This window comes from Frigoribacterium sp. CFBP 8759 (genome assembly GCF_014841655.1).
GTDB lineage: Bacteria > Actinomycetota > Actinomycetes > Actinomycetales > Microbacteriaceae > Frigoribacterium.
The window spans coordinates 805145-821970 of the sequence record NZ_JACYUH010000001.1 but is presented as its reverse complement, the minus strand read 5'-3'; the positions used below and the strand labels follow the sequence as shown (position 1 = coordinate 821970).

Sequence of the window (16826 nt, the reverse complement as noted above, 5' to 3'; positions counted from 1 at the left end):
CCCCACCCCCTCGGCCATCGACCCCCACCCCCTCGGCCGTCGACCCCCACCCACACAGAAGCGGGGCCCGTCCCGGTCGGAACGAGCCCCGCTTCGGGGTGGTGCGGGTGACGCCGCGCTGGCTAGTCGCTGCCGCGCAGGATGGCGAGCATGCGCAGGATCTCGACGTAGAGCCAGATCACGGTCATGACGATGCCGAAGGCGGCCGACCAGGCGTAGATGCGGGGTGCGCCGCGCTCGACGCCGGTCTTGACCTGGTCGAAGTCGAGGACCAGCGAGTACGCGGCCATGATCACGACGAGGATGCCCAGGATGAAGCCGAGCGGGATGCCGAAGATCTCCATGCCGCGGAGGCCCCAGGGGTTGCTGTTCGCACCGAAGATCATCAGACCGAAGTTGATCAGCGAGAAGACGCCGTAGCCGATCATCGCGATCATGAAGACCTTGGTGGCCTTGGCCGACGCGCGGATCTTGCCACTCTTGAAGAGCAGCAGGGTCGTGGCGAACACCGCGACGGTGCCGATCAGGGCCTGGGTGACGATGCCGTCCCACTGGCTCTCGAAGATCGACGAGATGCCACCGACGAAGAGACCCTGTGCCGCCGAGTAGGCGAGCACGAGCCCGGGGGAGGGCTTCTTCTTGAAGATGTTGACGAGCGCCAGCACGAAGCCGGCGATGGCCCCGACGAAGGCGAGGGCCGGGATGAACCATCCGATGGCCGCACCGACGAGCACCACGCCGAACGCGAGCAGCGTCTTGGTGATGGTGTCTTCGTAGGTCATGCGGTCGGTCTGCGTGGGGGCGGCGGCGGGCTGCGAGTAGAGCTGCTGCAGCTGTTCGGCGGTCATGCCGTTGTACTCGACCGGCTGGGCTGCGCCCTGCTGCTGACGGATGACGGGCCCGCCGTTCTTCGAGAAGGCCGGCGACTGACTGAAGCCGGGATTCGAGAATGCCAAGGGGTTCCTCTTCTGATCGCTAGGGATGTGTGGATCGCCCGCGCAGGTTCACGAAGGCGTTTCCGTACAGATGAGGCTAACGCCTGTCGTGCAACGAATGGCTGAAGATCTGCCTGATGAGAGCCGCATTCTCGCAGGGCGAACGTGCGTGCCGTGCATCTTTTGCGTCTGCGGGGGGCGCGACGCCTCGTCCCCAGGGGCCGCGCCTCCTCGTCTCTCCACAGACGGTCTCTCTCCGGGAGGTCGGGCGGCTCGGGCTGCGCACCGGGACGCCGGTTAGCGTGACCGGGTGTCCACCTCGCCTCTCGTCATCGCCCATCGCGGCGCCAGCGGTCACCGACCCGAGCACGGCGAGGACGCCTACCGTCTCGCGATCGAACTCGGGGCCGACGCCATCGAGCCCGACCTGGTCGCGTCGAGCGACGGCGTGCTCGTCCTGCGGCACGAGAACGAGATCTCGGGAACGACCGACGTCGCCGACCACGACGAGTTCCGGCACCGCCGCACGACCAAGACCATCGACGGCACCAAGGTCACGGGCTGGTTCACCGAGGACTTCACCTGGGACGAGCTCAGCACGCTGCGCATCCGCGAACGGCTGCCCGAGCTGCGGCCCGAGAGTGCGGCGCACGACGGCGAAGGGCGCATCCAGCGGCTGGGCGACCTGCTCGACCTGCTCGACGCGGCCGACCGGCCCGTCGGGCTCGTCGCCGAGGTCAAGCACGCCACCTACTTCGACTCGATCGGCCTGCCGCTCGGCGAGCTGCTCGCCGACGAGCTGCGGCAGCGGCGCTGGGTCGACGACCCGCGGCTGACCATCGAGTCGTTCGAGCAGACCGTGCTCGGTCGCCTGGCCGACCAGCGGCTCGGGGCCCGGCTCGTCTACCTGCTCGAGAAGGCGGGCGTGGCGGCCGACCTGGTCGCGGCGGGGCGGACCTCGGTGGGCTACCGCGACCAGCTGCACGCCGAGTCGCTCGAGTCGTTCGTCGACGCCGGGCTGCACGGCGTCAGCCTCGACAAGCACACGCTCGTCGACGCGCAGGGGGCGACCGACGGTCGGGTCGTCGACCGGGCGCACGCGGCCGGCCTCGACGTCTTCACCTGGACGCTCCGCGCCGAGAACGCCTTCCTGGCCAAGGCCCACCGCGGCCCCGGTGGCAAGGCGGCCTTCGGCGACTGGCAGGCCGAGTTCACCTCCCTCATGGCGCTCGGCGTCGACGGAGTCTTCGCCGACCAGCCCGAGCTCGCCGAGGAGGCGCGGGTCGCCTTCGCGTCCCGCTGACCCCGCGCGACGCCGCCTGCGACCGTGGTCGCCCCGCACCCTCTCGCCATGTCGGTGGTCGCGCTTAGACTCGACGGGCCATGACGATCGTGCTCGAGCCCTCTGACGCTGCCGGCGGTTCCGGCGACCCCCTGACCGCCGGTCTCAACCCCCAGCAGAAAGAGGCGGTCGAGTACCGCGGGCAGTCGCTGCTGATCGTGGCCGGTGCCGGCTCGGGCAAGACCAGCGTGCTGACCCGCCGCATCGCGGGCCTGCTGGCGACGCGCGAGGCGTGGCCCAGCCAGATCCTCGCCATCACCTTCACCAACAAGGCCGCGGCCGAGATGCGCGAGCGCGTGGCGCACCTCGTCGGTCAAGCAGGCGAGGGCATGTGGATCAGCACGTTCCACTCGGCGTGCGTGCGAATCCTCCGGCGCGAGGCCGAGCAGTTCGGCTTCACCAAGAGCTTCACGATCTACGACTCCGCCGACTCGAGGGCCCTGCTCAAGCGCATCCTGAAAGAGCTCGACGCCGACCAGCTCGGGCTGACCGTCAGCATGGCCTCGGGCAAGATCTCCAAGCTCAAGAACGAGCTCAGCGACGTCGAGTCGTACTCGCGCCAGATCAACATGAACGACCCGCAAGAGGTCATGTTCCTCGAGATCTTCCGGCAGTACACCCGCGAGCTGCAGCGGGCCAACGCCTTCGACTTCGACGACCTCATCGCCCAGACCGTGTACCTGTTCCGCGCCTTCCCGCACGTGGCCGCGCAGTACCAGCGGCGGTTCCGGCACATCCTGGTCGACGAGTACCAAGACACCAACCACGCGCAGTACTCGCTCATCCGCGAGCTGACCCGGCCGGTGCAGGCCGACCTCGTCGACGAGCTCGAGAGGGGCGGCCAGTTCGTCCAGTCGATGCGCGACGGCAGTGGCGGCATCCCCGGGGCGTCGCTCACCGTGGTGGGTGACTCCGACCAGTCGATCTACGCGTTCCGCGGCGCCGACATCCGCAACATCGTCGAGTTCGAGCGCGACTTCCCGAACTCGAAGGTCATCCTGCTCGAGCAGAACTACCGCTCGACCCAGAACATCCTCGACGCCGCCAACGCGGTCATCTCGAACAACTTCGACCGTCAGGCCAAGAACCTGTTCACCACCGTCGGCGCCGGCAAGAAGATCGTCGGGTTCACCGGCTACACCGGTCACGACGAGGCCCAGTTCGTCGCCGACGAGATCGCGGCGCTGCACGAGTCCGGCACCGACTACAAAGACATGGCCGTCTTCTACCGCACCAACTCGCAGACGCGTGCACTCGAAGAGATCTTCATCCGCTCGGCCATCCCCTACCGCGTGCTCGGTGGCACGAAGTTCTACGAGCGTGCCGAGATCAAGGACGCCATGGCGTACCTGATCACCGTCGCCAACCCGGCCGACCCGCTCGCCCTGCGACGCATCATGAACGTGCCCAAGCGCGGCATCGGTCCGGCGACCGAGACCGCGATGCAGCGCTGGGCCGACACCAACGAGGCGCCGCTGCGTGACGCGATGCGCAACGCCGACCAGCTCGGCCTCGGGCCGAAGGTCACCGGTGCGATCACGGGCTTGGCGAAACTGCTCGACGACGTGCAGGCCACGGCGGCGACCGCGCCCGTCCACGAGATCCTGTCGGCCCTGATCGCGGGCAGCGGCCTGGTCGAGGTGCTGCGGGCGTCGCGTGACCCGCAAGACGAGGCCCGCGCCGAGAACATCGACGAACTCGTCGCGGTGACGAAGGAGTTCCAGAAGAACAACCCCGACGGCACGCTGCTCGACTTCCTCACCGAGGTCACGCTGGTCGCGGCCGCCGACGACCTCGACGACACGAGCGGCACGGTGTCGCTGATGACCCTGCACACCGCCAAGGGGCTCGAGTACGAGGCCGTGTTCCTCACCGGCGTCGAAGAAGACCTGTTGCCGCACCGCATGTCGGCGAACGAGCCCGGTGGTCCGTCCGAAGAGCGACGACTGTTCTACGTCGGCATCACGCGTGCGCGACAGCGGCTGTTCCTGTCGCTCGCGATGACGCGGGCGCAGTTCGGCGAGGTCAACGTGGCGATGCCGTCGCGGTACCTGCAAGAGATCCCCGTCGAGCTCATCGACTGGAAGCAGTCGCCCGGCATGGCCACGAGCCGCGGGGGCACTCAGCCGCGGGCGCTCAACGCCCGTCGCGAGGGGGGCGACGGCAACCGCGGAGCGACGCCTCGAGCGTCGGGTGGCTATGGCTCAGGCAGTTACGACCGGGCCACGGCGGCGGCCAAGACGAAGCCCAAGACCGAGTGGGCGAACCGGGTCACGGGTACCGTGCGCGACAACGGCGACATGGAGCTCGAGGCCGGCGACCGCATCTCGCACGTCGACTTCGGCGAGGGCCGTGTCATGGCCGTCACCGGCATCGGCGCCCGCCGCATCGCCGAGGTGCTCTTCGACGGCGCCGGCCGCAAGAAACTGCTGATCAAGGTCGCGCCGATCGAGAAGATCTAGATCCCCTCCGCGTTCTCGCGAGAGGTCGTGTCGTGTGTCCTGGAAGGCAGGAGGGCCGCGGTCGTGTCGCTCTCGGGTCGGTGCCGGACGACCGTCACGCTGTGGTCGCCGATCGACAGCAGCGATCCGACCCGGGCGCGCGCCGGGATGTGAGCCTCGAGTTCGGTGACCTCGCCGGTGGTCGCCACGAGGGTGGTGCCGTTTCCCGAGCCGAGATCGGTGACCCAGACGGCCGCGTCGGCCCCGATCGCGATCGAGACGTGATGGCGAGACAACGATCGGCCGGCGTCGTCGAGCGCCACGACATCCGCGTCGGTCGGAACGGGCAGGGGGCGGTCGGTGCGACGCCCGACGACGATCGCGCGCCGTGTGACGGGGACGACGCTCTCGTCCGGCAGCCGCAGGCCGTAGTGCCGAGGGCGCACCGTCGTCGCCTCGAGATCGGGAACGGGTGGCACCGCGTCACCGCCGGCCGGCTGATCGGGGGCTGACCGCCTCGGGGTGGTGGCGGCAAACTGCGGCGCGTGAGGGATCGGGGCAGCGCGGGGCGCGAGGGGCGCGAGGGGCGCGGGGGGTGCGGCGGCGGACGGTCCCGTGCTCTCCGGGATGACGGGAGCCTGCTGCGCCGGCCCGCTTCGGCGCTCCTCGACGACGAACCCCGAGGAGGCGCGGGTCGGCGGGGGAGGGGACGTCACGATCGGTGCGGGCGGCTGGAGGGGCAGGGTGGTGACGCGCGAGAGCAGCCCTGCGGCGCGTTGCTCACGAATCGTCTCGGCGGTGATCACCGGAGGTGGCGTCGGGTGTTGCTCGCGCCTCCTGGGCTTGTCCTTCTTGCGACGCATGTCGACTCCGATCTGTGGAGAACCGTTACGCAAACTATCAGGCATGACATATTGGTCGAGTCCGACCGACCGGTCGGCACCACCAACGAGAGGGACCACCTCATGGCCAATGTCACCGTCACCTACGACGACCTGCGCACGCAGGCCACCCAGCTGCGCAACGGGCAGCGTGCGATCGAAGACCAGCTGGGTCAGATGAAGTCGCAGATCGACAACCTCGTCGGCTCGGGCTACGTGACCGACAAGTCGTCGAAGGCATTCGACGCGACGTACACCGAGTTCACGACCGGGGCGTCGAAGACGATCTCGGCGGTCGAGAGCATGGCGACGTTCCTCGAGAACGCGGCCAGCACCCTCGAGGGCGCCGACCAGCAGCTCGCCAGCAGCCTGGGCTGACCGACCACACACAGGGACGGCCGGGGCGGGTCGCGGTGAGACGCGACGCGCTCCGGCTTCCGGCACGAGGGGAGGACCTCATGGCTCGAACGAGCCTCAACATCGACGGTGCGGGTCTCGAGGCGTTGCTCGCCGACCTGGCCACCGTGAAGACCGAGTTCGAGTCGAACGACTCCTCGGTGTCGGCCACGGCCGAGGCTTGCGGGCACGTACGGCTGGCGGCGAAGGTCACGTCGTTCGCGACGAACTGGAACGACCGGCGGGCGAAGCTCGCCGAGCAGATCACCGAGCTGGGCACGGCGTTGTCGACGATCGACGAGACCTTCACCGAGGTCGACGGAGAACTCGAGGGCGTCTTGGTCGGGGGCGACAGATGACGGCCGGCACGCTCGCGGGGGTGGCGGCCGATTCGCTGGTGGGGGTGTCGGGCGACCCGGTGCTGTTGAATTCCATGGCGAGCCACTACGAGTCGGTGGCGGCTTCGATCCGAGGTGCGGCAGCCAAGCTGAGATCGCTCGAGACGGGGTCGTCCTCCAGCGACGCCCTGGACGCGTTCGTGGTCAAGGCCGAGGCGGTCTCCGCAAGTCTCGGCAAGGCCGAGGGACGATACGGAGAAACGGGGGCTGCGCTCAAGGCGTACTCGTCTGAATTGTCGCTGGCACAAGAGGCAGCCGCGCCGGCCCTGGCGAACCACCGCGACGCCGTCGACGACCTCGCCGCAGCCGAGAAGCTGGTCGAGCGGTACGAGCACTTCGCGCTCGTGGCCACCGACGAGGTGACGAAGCAGGAGCACCTCGACCAGGCCGCGGCGCAGCGCACGAAAGCCGAGGAGGCGCGGGGCCGGGTCGCTCTCTACGCACGCCGCCTCACCGATGCGCACACGTCCGTCGAGACCGCCGCGACGGCTGCCATCGCGAGGATCGACGACGCCACCGACGACGGCCTCGCCGACACCCTCTGGGACGATCTCGGGGGCGCATGGGACGCCGGCTTCGCCGCCTTCCAGAGATGGATGGAGGAGAACGACTCGTGGATCAGCACGCTGCTGGACGTCTTGACTGTCGTCGGGGTGGGGCTGGCAGCCATCGCTCTCCTCATACCAGGAGTCAACATATTGGCCGCCATCGTTGTCCTCGCCTCCTTTGCCATCACGGCAGCTCGAGCGACCGCAGGAACAGGCACCTGGACCGACGTCGCCCTTGCTGGCCTCTCAGTCGTGACCATGGGGCTCGGAGGTCTCGCCGTAGGTTCGGCTCGCGGCATGATGGCGGGACTTGCTCGGACGAGAGCGAACCACCTCGTTTCGCAGGGCTACTCGAAGGGGCTCGCCTTCCGTTCCGTGAGCAGGAGTTGGCAGCGCGCGCGCCCCGGGTTAGGTGACTGGTCGCTCGTCAAGGGGTTAGGTGACGCCGACGTCGGCCGAATGCTTCATTTCATGAGGGCCAGTCGGCCGGGTGCACTGGCTGATGATGCTTCCGAAGTCGCACGTGTGATGGTCCGCCTCAACGTGGCGCGGGGGTTACAAACCTTCGACCACTTGCGCGGGTTGAGCGACTCGACGCAGTTGGGCATGAAGCAGATGGAAGAATCCTTGGGCTCGCGGAGCACGTGGCGTATGTCGCCGGGCACTCAACTCTGATGGCGGGCCGACGAGTCGCAGTGGTGTTGCCGCGTCAGCGACTAGACGGGCTCCTGCCCGTCATCGCCGGGGCCTTGGCTATCACGCCGGCTGTCTATTCACAGGCGATGCGCCTCACCCTCGGTCTCATCGCCATTCCGCAGGGCGGCAATCTCCGCCTGAACCCTGCAGGCAAATCCCTCTTCGAGGCGGGACAGAATTGGCCCCCCGCTCCCTGGCCTAGTTTTCCCTTCTGGGTTTCGGCAATAGGGCTGGCTCTGGTTGCTGTCCACCTCCTACGACGAGGCAGCTTCGATGTCCCCTACACCATGCATCCCTGGGTTTTGGCGTTCTGGTGCGGGCTCAGCGCTGGATACGCCTGGGTCTTCGGAGATCTCTTCAGAAGGTCCGCAGACTGGCCGCGCGATTCGGCTTTCGCCGGCGGTCTATTCCTCGCGGAGTTCGTCGCCTTCACCGGTTTGGGGATCGTCTTTCTGCAGCGAAAGAGAAAACACGGACGCGAGAAAACACGGGCTCGAGCAGAGGTGCCCCTCGCCGAGAATCGATTGTCTTGTTCAGCCAGCACGAACCCGAAGGACATTCCGTGAGCGGCCCGGGGCACGTGGGGCGGACGGCCGGGACGGTGGCGGCGTCGTATTCGATCGTCGTGCCTCCGGGGTTCGTCCGGGTGCCGGGTGGAATGGACGCGCCTGACGCAGCGGCGTTCGTCGCCGAGCAGCTGGGAGACCAACCCGCCCCCGGAACCGGGACGGCCCCCGACGACTGGCGACTGCGGTTCGGGTCGGCACTCGGGCGTGCGCTCGTGGCCGACGTCAACGGCCGTGTGCTCGACTCGTACCTCAGTGCGGGCCCGCTGCCCGGCACCGACATCGTGTGCTCGATCGTCGTCGCGTCCGTGCCCGTCACCCGGACTCCGCATGCCGACCTCGACCGGCTGCTGCTGCGACGCGTCGCCACCCACGGGGCGGCTCCGATCGTCCTCGCCGGCGACCCGGCCGTTGTCTGGACCGACCTCGCAGCTGAAGCCCCGGCACAGGACGGCCATGCCGCACCCGACGAGGTCGCCGACCTCACGCCTCTCCGCCGTCGGACCGTCCTCACACGAGTCGCCGGTCATGACGACCGGCTGCTCACCCTCGTCCTCACCATCGGTTCAGCGACCGATGCGTCGGCCGCGCCGGGCGACACCGGGTCCGACATCGACGCACGAACCCGCATCGTCGACGCCGTCAGCGACGTCTTCGACGCCATGCTCAGCACCTTCCGATGGCGTGACGCCGAAGGGCGCCTCGTCACCGACCGGCCCCTCGCCTGAACCCCCTCGACCGCCACAGAAAGCGACCTGCGCCATGAGCGAAACCGACACCGATGCCACCACTGACTTCGACATCCTCATCGGGCACGACCCCGAGACCTGGGTGGCCCTTCCGACCTCTTGGCCGCATGACGGTCACCGCGCGCCGCGATCGTGGATCAAGGCGACCGTGCGCACCGTGGCCGAGCGGTCCGAAGTGTCGACCCGCGCCTCCCGGTCCTGGCTGACGGAGGTGCTCTCGGCCCTCGCGCGCTGGTCGCCCGAGGACGAACGCCGGTACCTCTACCTGCCGGACATCGCGACCCCTCCGTCGCTGCTGCGCGTCCAGTACGGGTTCGTCGGAGGCGATCGTGATGTCGCCCTCCGGGCCATGGTCTTCGACAGCGACGTGGCCGCGGTCGAGCCTCCCGTCGTCGAGCAGGTCGAGGCGAGCGGTCTCGGGCAGGGGCTCCGAGGCGTGCGGTACGCGGCCGTCGACGGCGACGCCGGCCTCCACGCCACGCTCGTCTACGCCTTCCGGGCCGAGCCGTACGATCTCCGCGTCACCTGCCAGGTCGGCGGGCCGGAGGGCGTCCTCGGCATGATCGACGAAGTCGACGTGTTCGTGGACGACATCAGCGTGGTGCCCGCCGCGTGAGGCTGAGCGTCACCGTCCTGCACGTCCCGACGGGCCACCGGGCGGACCGCTCGGTCCTGGTCGATCCGGACACCACCGTCGACGCCGTGGCGCGGCACCTCGCGTCGTCACTGGGTCACTCGGGTCACGCCCCGCCCGCTGAGCCCGGGAGCATCACGGTCGACGGGGTGCCGGTCGACCCGACCGCGCGCATGAGTTCGGGAATCCTGCTCGACGGCGCCGTCGTCGGCTTCGGCGGCCCGGCGACGCACCTCCGTTCGCCTGCCGATCTGCCCACCATCCGCATCATCGGAGGCCGCGGGGCAGGGACGATCCACGTCGTCGACGTCGGGCTCGTCCACCTCGGAAGCGGTCCCGACGCAGGCGTGAGGCTGGACGACGTGCGGGTGCCGCCGATCGTCGCGACGATCGAACTCGACGGCGCCGGGCGCTTCACGCTGACCCCCACGGTCGACGCCTTCCCCGAGTCCGACGACGAGGCTCGCGGGCCACTCGTGCTCGTCGACCGCGTTCCCGTCCGAGGTACGGCCGCCGTGGACGAACACTGCGTCATCACCATCGGCGACACCCTCCTCGCCGTCGCGCCGGCCGGGCACCCGTCCGCCGCGATCACCGTGAGCGAGGGGGGAGGCACCTTCGACCACGCACGCCCACCGCGCCTCCTGCCGGAACCGCCGACCACGACGTTCCGGTTCCCCGCCGAACCCCAACAGGGTGCGAAGCGGCCCCTGCCGATCGTCGCGGCGCTGGCGCCGATGCTGATGGCCGTCGTCATGGTCAGCGTGTTCGGGAACGTCGCCTTCCTCGCCTTCGGGCTCATGTCGCCGGTGGTCATGATGGGCAACCACCTCTACGACAAGCGCAACGGGAAGGTCTCGCACCGGCAACGCCTCGCCGACCATCAGGCCACGAAGGAGGCGGTGGCGGCGGATGCCGAGAGCGCCGTGCGGCAGCTGCAGCGCGAGTTGCGACACCTCAGTCCCGACGCCGCCACCGTGCTCGACATCGCCGCCCGGCGTCGCTCACGGTTGTGGGAACGCCGTCGTGACGATCCGGACCACCTGCGCGTCAGGATCGGCACGGCGGATCTGCCCTCGGGTGTCACCATCGAGGACCCGGCCGAACTCGAGCACCGTCGGACCGTCGCTCGCCCCGCGGTCGACGTGCCCGTCACCGTCGATCTGGCCGACCACGGGGTCGTCGGGGTGGCCGGCCGATCCGAACACGCCAGACCTCTCGTCGCGTGGATGCTGGCTCAGCTCGCCGTCGCCCAGAGCCCCCGCGACGTGCGGTTGGTCGTCCTGACCGAACACGCTGCGGGCGACGACTGGTCCTGGCTGGCCCATGTCCCCCATGCCCGTCCCGAGAACGGTCGTCCAGCCGTCGCCTGGGTCGGCAACGACGCCGAGACCGTCGCCCGCCGCATCGCCGAGCTCGGGGCCGAGATCGACTCTCGCCGGCGGGCGGTGCGGGAGTCGCAGGGGACCCTCCGTGCGGCCACCGACATCGTCCTCGTCGTCGACGGTGCGCGGCGGTTGCGGGCACTGCCCGGGCTCGTCCGCGTCCTGCGGGACGGGCCCTCCGTCGGCGTCTACGCCGTGTGCGTCGACGCCGAACGCCGATCCCTTCCCGAGGAGTGCGTCGCCGTCGTCACCTGCGGCCTCGCGCGGCATTCCCTCGACGTGCACCGCACCGCCGACGTGCGCGAGGTCAAGGCCGACCTGCTGCCCGTCGGTTGGTTCGAGGCCGTCGCCCGGGCCGTCGCCCCGGTGGTCGACGTCGACGACGGCGACGGAACGGGCGGGCTCCCGGCGCGTTCCCGGCTGCTCGACGTGCTGCAGCTCGAACCCCCCACCGTCGAGGCCGTACTCGACCGATGGGCTCGCACGGGCCCCACGACCGAGGTCGTCATCGGAGACAGTCTCGACGGCCCGTTCGCATTCGACCTCCGCAGGGACGGTCCGCACGGTCTCGTGGCAGGCACGACCGGCTCCGGCAAGTCCGAGTTGCTGCAGAGCATGGTCGCGTCGCTCGCCGCCGCGAACACCCCCGAGTGGATGACGTTCGTCCTCGTCGACTACAAGGGTGGTGCCGCGTTCCGGGACTTCGCGCCGCTGCCCCACACCGTCGGGATGGTCACCGACCTCGACACGCACCTCGTGGAGCGGGCGTTGCACTCGCTCGGGGCCGAGCTGCGACGCCGCGAGCACCTCCTCGCCGACGCCGGAGCGAAGGACCTCGAGGACTACGTGGAGGGCGCGGTCGGTGACGATGCGAGGCCTCCGTTGCCGCGCCTCCTGATCGTGATCGACGAGTTCGCCAGCATGGTCCGCGAGTTGCCGGACTTCGTGACCGGCCTCGTCAACATCGCCCAGCGCGGGCGTTCTCTCGGAATCCACCTCGTGCTCGCGACGCAGCGGCCGACGGGCGTCGTCACCGGCGACATCAAGGCGAACACGAACCTGAGGATCGCCCTTCGCGTGACCGATGCAGGTGAGAGCAGCGACGTCATCGACGCGGGTGACGCGGCCGGCATCTCCAAGTCGACACCGGGTCGCGCCCTCGTCCGATTGGGGGCCAGTGCACTCGTCCCGTTCCAGGCAGGCCGTGTCGGTGGCCGACGCCCCGGGGCGGTGGCCGAGGTCGTGCCCGAGGTGTGGTCGAGTCCGCTCGACTGGCAGGACCTCGGGCGGGTCGTGGCCGAGCCGCCGCCACGGACGACGACCGAGTCCGTCGGTCGCACCGACCTGGCCGAGCTCGTCGACGCGCTCGCCGCGGCCTCCACCCGTCTCGGGATTCCTCGCCCGCATCGTCCGTGGCTCGACGCCTTGCCCGACAGGCTCGTGCTCGACGACCTGGCAGGGTCCCGGACGGGCTCGGACGTCGACACGTGCGTCCCCGGCGACGTGGCCGTGCTGCCCTTCGGTCGGCAGGACTTCCCGGCCGAACAGCACCAGGCCCCGGCCGCGCTCGACCTGCAGACCCTGGGGCATCTCTTCGTCGTCGGCGCCCCGCGGACGGGACGCTCGCAGGTGCTCCGCACGGTCGCGGCCTCCCTCGCCGACCGGACGAGCTGCGCCGACGTGCACCTCTACGGCATCGACTGCGGCAGCGGTGCCCTGCTGCCGCTCGAGAGCCTTCCGCACGTCGGAGCCGTCGTCCAGCGGACCCAGCTCGACCGGGTCCGGCGCCTGCTGACGAAGCTCGTCGACGAGACCTACCGGCGGCAACAGGTGCTCGCAGCGGGAGGTCATGCGGGAGCGGTCGAGCAGCGACGAGCCTCTCCCGAGGGGGACCGCCTGCCGCACCTGGTCGTCATGATCGACCGGTGGGAAGGGTTCACGGGCAGCTTCGCCGAGATCGAGCACGGCAAGCTCGTCGACCAGGTGGGGGTGCTCTTGCGTGAGGGTGCCGCGGTCGGGCTCCACGTGCTCGTCACGGGTGACCGGCAGCTCGTCGCGGGCCGGCTCGCCGCCCTGGTCGACGACAAGCTGCTCCTGCGCCTGACCGACCGGGCCGACTACGCCCTCGCCGGTCTGAACGCGCGGGCCCTGCCCGACGTCCTGCCCCCGGGGCGGGGCTTCACCGCCGAGACCTCGATCGAGACGCAGGTCGCCTTGATCGATGCCGAGGCCACGGGGCAGGCGCAGGCCGAGGCGCTGAGACGGCGGGCGGCGTCGGCGGCTCACCGTGACCGTGATGTTCCTGCCGCCCGTCGGCCCTTCCGCGTCGACGAACTGGCGGGCCCCATCTCGTTCGACGACGCCTGGTCCCGCCGGGGAGCGGCTGACCCGGCGAGCGTCTTCGCCTTGATCGGCGTCGGTGGCGACGACCTCGTTCCGTGGGGTCCCGACCTCGCCGACGGCCCGGGCAGCTATGTCGTGACGGGCCCCCCGAAGAGCGGGCGCAGCACCGTCCTGGTAGCCGTCGTCCGGTCGCTCACGGCCCAGCGCATCGGAGTGGTCGTCGTCGCCCCACGGCGATCGCCGCTGCGGGCGCTCGAGGGGTCGCCCGGCGTGGTCGCGGTGATCACCACCCGGACCGTCGAGGAGGCCCTCCTCGCGCCCTTCTTTGCAGACGCCGACGGCCCTCGCGTGCTCGTCATCGACGACGGCGAACACCTCAAGGACTGCCCCGCGGGCGAGTGGCTCGCGGAGTTCCTCAGGTCGTGCCCCGACACCGGTCGCGCACTCGTCGTGGCCGGGACGACCGGCGAGGTGTTGTCCGGGTGGGCCGGCTGGCAGGTCGACGTGAGGAACAACCGGTGCGGCGCCGTGCTCAGCCCGCAGCTGCCCAATGAAGGTGACCAGGTGGGGCTCCGGCTGACGAAGTCCGACCTCGCCGACCGGCCGACGCCAGGGTTCGCCCTCGTGGACGACGGCAGCGGTCGAGCCGTCCGGGTGCAGGTGCCGTTCGACCGGGCCGGGTGAGCCCGGGCCGCTTCGGGGCACCTGCACCCGGGGGCTCATCGCGCCTCGCCCAGGCCGAACGACGACAGGGCGTCGGTCTCGACCGCACGGCAGGCAGTCTCCGAGCCCCGGTCCGGGCGGCGCCTCCGAAGGTGCAGCGCACCTGCCGCCGTCACGAGCACCAAGCCGGTACCCATGATGCCGAGGGCGACGAGCAACGGTTGCCCTCCACCGGTCGAACCGGTGAAGGCCAGCCTCGCCGGAGGCGCGGGGGCATCGGCCGGCACCGGTTGTCGGACGGTCGTCATCTCGCTCCGGTAGACGGTGGTGTCGGCGAAGGCCGGCACGATCCTGCTGCCGTCCTCGGCGGCCGCCGACCCCTCCGACGAGAACAGGAAGACGTACGTGCCGGGTCGCTCGAGCGTGACGCAGGGCGTGGTGTAGTTGCCGTCCTCGCTGGTGGCCACCGTCTCGCGGGCCACGATCAGGTCCGGGTCGAGGAGGCCGATCGGTCCGAGGTCGCTTCCCACCTCGGGGGCCTCGGCGAACGGTCCGACGAGCACCGACTCGACGTCGACCCCGCCGGGCACGTCGGGGTGGAGGTCGACGACGGTGAGTTCGTCGCTGACGCAGGTACCAGGGTCGATCTCGGCGTCGGACACCACGGTCGAGATGGTCGGCGTCCAGGGCACGAACGTCGTCTCGGTCGCCGTGCCGAAGGGAGAGCGCCAGGAACCCACCCGGTCACGCCCCGCTTCGACCGGAGTGTCCGCAGGATCGATGGTCTCGACCCACGTGTAGTAACCGCCGCCGGGCAGCTCGCAGCCCGGCGTCGAGTAGGTGCCAGGACCGTCGACTACCTCCAGGGCGACCTCGCAGACCAGCGGGGCGTCGTCCGGCCACGCGGCGGCCTCGACCACCGGAGCGAGGAAGGGCCCCAGCAGGCGGCTCCGCACCGTGACCGGTACGGGACGCCAGCTCCCCGCGTCGTCGTATCGACCCCACTCGGACAGGAGCCCGTCTCCGGGCCGCACGCCGAGCGTCACCTGGTCGGTGACGACCGTCCCGGTCTCGGCCACGGTGTCGCTGGTGACGGTCGACACCGTGGGCTGGAACGGCAGGGGCGACAGCTGCTCGACACTCGCGGCTTCGGAGGCGGAGGCCGCGACCCCGCCCGAGAAGAGGATCATCTGTGAGCCCGCGGGGCTGTTCCCCACCGTGGTCACCCGTCCGTACGGCAGGTCGACGAACTCGACCGAGGCGTTCACGGTGACGTGGGCAGCGTCACCGGTGGCGACGACGGACACGCTCTCGCCGTTGCGGACGACGGCCGTGGTCGAGCCGTCCGCGAACACGGCGCCGTCCAGGGTGACCGTGCCTGCATGTGTCGGTTCGAGGCTCGTCGGCCCGCCCGCCACACGGTCGACCGTGAGGTCGGGGCGGATCAGCCCGGTGCCGTCGTCCGAGAGTTCGACGGTGATCGATGCCGCGACCGATTTCGACGCGGCGGACGAGGCCTCGGCGAGCATCTGGTTCGCGCGTTCGAGCACGATCGGCCATCGCTCGTTGGCACGGCCGGCGTAGTACCGCTGCGTGTGGCCGTTCAGGCCGGTGATGGTCCAGACCGCGAGCTGTCCCGCGGCGGCCGTGTCGGCGTCGGTCGTGCCGCCCCAGGTGCGGGCGATGTACGCGAGCCGCGCGTGGTCGTCGGTCGAGACGCCGATCACGTCACCACCCGTGGTCGTGTCGTAGTGGTTGCCGACGGGCGAGCTCTTGCCGGCTTCGAGGCAGAACGCCTGGGTGCCGTCGTCGAGTCGGTAGGTGCCGAGCCACGAGACGTCGTCGCCACGCCAGAGATGGCCCGGGCCGAGTCCCGTGCCGGTCACGGCAGCGGCCGGAGCGTGGCCGAGCAGCCCGACGGCGACGGAGAACAACAGGGCGAGGGCGAGCGCGAGGCGCCGTCTGGGGGGCCCGAGGGCCTTCGTTGGTGATGTCATGCACCGACGATCGGGCAGCGGCCCCGGCTGCCGAGGCCGGCACCGCGCCTCCTGTGCACCGTTCCCGCTGACGCAGGCCGGGGGAGGAGCCGTGACGCGACGACGCCCCCGCCGCGAGGTGCGGCGGGGGCGTCGTCAGACGGTGGTGACCGAGGTCACTCGGTCTCGTCGAGGTCGATCTCGTCGCCCTCGAGGTCGTTCGAGGCGTACTCGGGCGAGCCCTCGCGGGGCGCGCCACCGGTGGGGCCGTCGTTGCCCTCGCCGACGCCGGGGAAGACCGTCTCGCCGGCCACGGCGTCGTTCGTCGCGATCTGCTCGGACTCGGCGAACTCGTCGGCCTGGTCGTAGGGCTGCTCGCCCGATGCTGCGGGGGTGTTGGTGTCGCTCATGATGTGTCCTCTCGAGAATGGTGCGGGGTGGTGGGGGAGCGGCTCAGGCCAGACCGAGTTGCTGCTTCATGCCGGCCTCGTCGGTGGCGCCCCAGCGCTCGACGAGCAGGCCGTCCTCGTCGAACCGGCCGACCTGGATGCCGCGCACGGTGAACGACTTGCCCGTGGGCTCCGCGCCCTGGAACGTGCCGGTGTGCGTGCCCGAGATCGTGAAGACGGCGGTGACGTTCTCGTCGTCGGCGACGAGGGTCTCGACCGCGAGGTCGGCGTCGGGGAAGGCCGCGAAGAACTCGGTCCAGAAGGCCTGGATGCCGGCGAGGCCGGCGGGTGCGTCGGGGGCCGGGTCGTGGTCGACGACGTCGGCGTGGAAACCCTCGCCGAGGCGGTCGATCTCACGGGCGGTCAGGATCTCGCCGAGGCGCTCCTGCGTGGCGAGGTTCTTTTCTTTCGACATGCGTGTCTC

The 16826-nt window shown here is 70.2% G+C and carries 14 protein-coding genes; 9 read left to right on the top strand and 5 right to left on the bottom strand.

What is annotated here, in order from left to right:
• Positions 1–122 precede the first annotated feature (122 nt).
• Positions 123–956, bottom strand: coding sequence for a Bax inhibitor-1/YccA family protein (locus IFT79_RS03820; RefSeq protein WP_192122945.1), 834 nt, complete (start codon positions 954–956; stop codon positions 123–125).
• Between the two features lie 289 nt (positions 957–1245).
• On the opposite strand from IFT79_RS03820, the gene IFT79_RS03815 reads away from it, so the two are divergent.
• Together IFT79_RS03815 and IFT79_RS03810 are read left to right on the top strand one after the other, a co-directional pair.
• A complete protein-coding gene (locus tag IFT79_RS03815) occupies positions 1246–2238 on the top strand; it encodes a glycerophosphodiester phosphodiesterase family protein (RefSeq protein ID WP_192122944.1) in 993 nt (330 codons plus the stop codon).
• 80 nt (positions 2239–2318) lie between these two features.
• Positions 2319–4739, top strand: a complete 2421-nt coding sequence (locus IFT79_RS03810) for an ATP-dependent helicase (RefSeq protein WP_123571257.1) — start codon at positions 2319–2321, stop codon at positions 4737–4739.
• Here the strand turns inward: IFT79_RS03810 and IFT79_RS03805 are convergent.
• Positions 4736–5581: an FHA domain-containing protein gene (locus IFT79_RS03805; protein WP_192122943.1), complete on the bottom strand. Its 846-nt coding sequence runs from the start codon at positions 5579–5581 to the stop codon at positions 4736–4738. The genes IFT79_RS03810 and IFT79_RS03805 overlap by 4 nt on opposite strands.
• Before the next feature lie 102 nt (positions 5582–5683).
• Here IFT79_RS03805 and IFT79_RS03800 point away from each other — a divergent pair, with 102 nt between their 5' ends.
• The 7 genes from IFT79_RS03800 to IFT79_RS03770 all read left to right on the top strand — a co-directional run bounded on the left by IFT79_RS03800 (position 5684) and on the right by IFT79_RS03770 (position 13998).
• Positions 5684–5977: a WXG100 family type VII secretion target gene (locus tag IFT79_RS03800; protein WP_043594286.1), complete on the top strand. Its 294-nt coding sequence runs from the start codon at positions 5684–5686 to the stop codon at positions 5975–5977.
• 80 nt (positions 5978–6057) lie between these two features.
• Positions 6058–6354: a hypothetical protein gene (locus IFT79_RS03795; protein ID WP_056043422.1), complete on the top strand. Its 297-nt coding sequence runs from the start codon at positions 6058–6060 to the stop codon at positions 6352–6354.
• Positions 6351–7616 carry a putative T7SS-secreted protein gene (locus IFT79_RS03790; RefSeq protein WP_192122942.1) on the top strand — a complete coding sequence of 422 codons (1266 nt, stop codon included), beginning with the start codon at positions 6351–6353 and terminating at the stop codon, positions 7614–7616. Before IFT79_RS03795 ends, IFT79_RS03790 begins: the two co-directional genes overlap by 4 nt.
• 107 nt (positions 7617–7723) lie before the next feature.
• On the top strand, positions 7724–8203 hold the full coding sequence (locus IFT79_RS03785; protein ID WP_192122941.1) for a hypothetical protein: 480 nt from the start codon (positions 7724–7726) through the stop codon (positions 8201–8203).
• Positions 8200–8931, top strand: coding sequence for a hypothetical protein (locus IFT79_RS03780; RefSeq protein ID WP_192122940.1), 732 nt, complete (start codon positions 8200–8202; stop codon positions 8929–8931). The genes IFT79_RS03785 and IFT79_RS03780 overlap by 4 nt, the downstream gene beginning before the upstream one ends.
• Positions 8932–8965: 34 nt before the next feature.
• Positions 8966–9568, top strand: a complete 603-nt coding sequence (locus IFT79_RS03775; protein WP_192122939.1) for a hypothetical protein — start codon at positions 8966–8968, stop codon at positions 9566–9568.
• Positions 9565–13998 carry an FtsK/SpoIIIE domain-containing protein gene (locus tag IFT79_RS03770; protein ID WP_192122938.1) on the top strand — a complete coding sequence of 1478 codons (4434 nt, stop codon included), beginning with the start codon at positions 9565–9567 and terminating at the stop codon, positions 13996–13998. Before IFT79_RS03775 ends, IFT79_RS03770 begins: the two co-directional genes overlap by 4 nt.
• 35 nt (positions 13999–14033) lie before the next feature.
• On the opposite strand, the gene IFT79_RS03765 is transcribed toward IFT79_RS03770, so the two are convergent.
• The 3 genes from IFT79_RS03765 to IFT79_RS03755 all read right to left on the bottom strand — a co-directional run bounded on the left by IFT79_RS03765 (position 14034) and on the right by IFT79_RS03755 (position 16817).
• Positions 14034–15974, bottom strand: coding sequence for a thioester domain-containing protein (locus IFT79_RS03765; protein ID WP_192122937.1), 1941 nt, complete (start codon positions 15972–15974; stop codon positions 14034–14036).
• Between the two features lie 155 nt (positions 15975–16129).
• The gene (locus IFT79_RS03760) at positions 16130–16363 is read right to left on the bottom strand and encodes a hypothetical protein (RefSeq protein ID WP_056043406.1); all 234 of its coding nucleotides are present in this window, start codon (positions 16361–16363) and stop codon (positions 16130–16132) included.
• A gap of 43 nt (positions 16364–16406) precedes the next feature.
• Complete coding sequence (locus IFT79_RS03755; RefSeq protein WP_056043403.1) at positions 16407–16817, bottom strand: ester cyclase; 411 nt, start codon at positions 16815–16817, stop codon at positions 16407–16409.
• Between the last annotated feature and the right edge of the window lie 9 nt (positions 16818–16826).

What these genes read in the sequence shown, in the direction of transcription:
- IFT79_RS03795 (WP_056043422.1), top strand. Translation starts at nt 6,058, where the DNA reads ATGGCTCGAACGAGCCTCAACATCGACGGTGCGGGTCTCGAGGCGTTG.
- IFT79_RS03785 (WP_192122941.1), top strand. Translation starts at nt 7,724, where the DNA reads ATGCGCCTCACCCTCGGTCTCATCGCCATTCCGCAGGGCGGCAATCTC.
- IFT79_RS03755 (WP_056043403.1), bottom strand. Translation starts at nt 16,817, where the DNA reads ATGTCGAAAGAAAAGAACCTCGCCACGCAGGAGCGCCTCGGCGAGATC.
- IFT79_RS03800 (WP_043594286.1), top strand. Translation starts at nt 5,684, where the DNA reads ATGGCCAATGTCACCGTCACCTACGACGACCTGCGCACGCAGGCCACC.
- IFT79_RS03765 (WP_192122937.1), bottom strand. Translation starts at nt 15,974, where the DNA reads ATGACATCACCAACGAAGGCCCTCGGGCCCCCCAGACGGCGCCTCGCG.
- IFT79_RS03760 (WP_056043406.1), bottom strand. Translation starts at nt 16,363, where the DNA reads ATGAGCGACACCAACACCCCCGCAGCATCGGGCGAGCAGCCCTACGAC.
- IFT79_RS03810 (WP_123571257.1), top strand. Translation starts at nt 2,319, where the DNA reads ATGACGATCGTGCTCGAGCCCTCTGACGCTGCCGGCGGTTCCGGCGAC.
- IFT79_RS03805 (WP_192122943.1), bottom strand. Translation starts at nt 5,581, where the DNA reads ATGCGTCGCAAGAAGGACAAGCCCAGGAGGCGCGAGCAACACCCGACG.
- IFT79_RS03775 (WP_192122939.1), top strand. Translation starts at nt 8,966, where the DNA reads ATGAGCGAAACCGACACCGATGCCACCACTGACTTCGACATCCTCATC.
- IFT79_RS03790 (WP_192122942.1), top strand. Translation starts at nt 6,351, where the DNA reads ATGACGGCCGGCACGCTCGCGGGGGTGGCGGCCGATTCGCTGGTGGGG.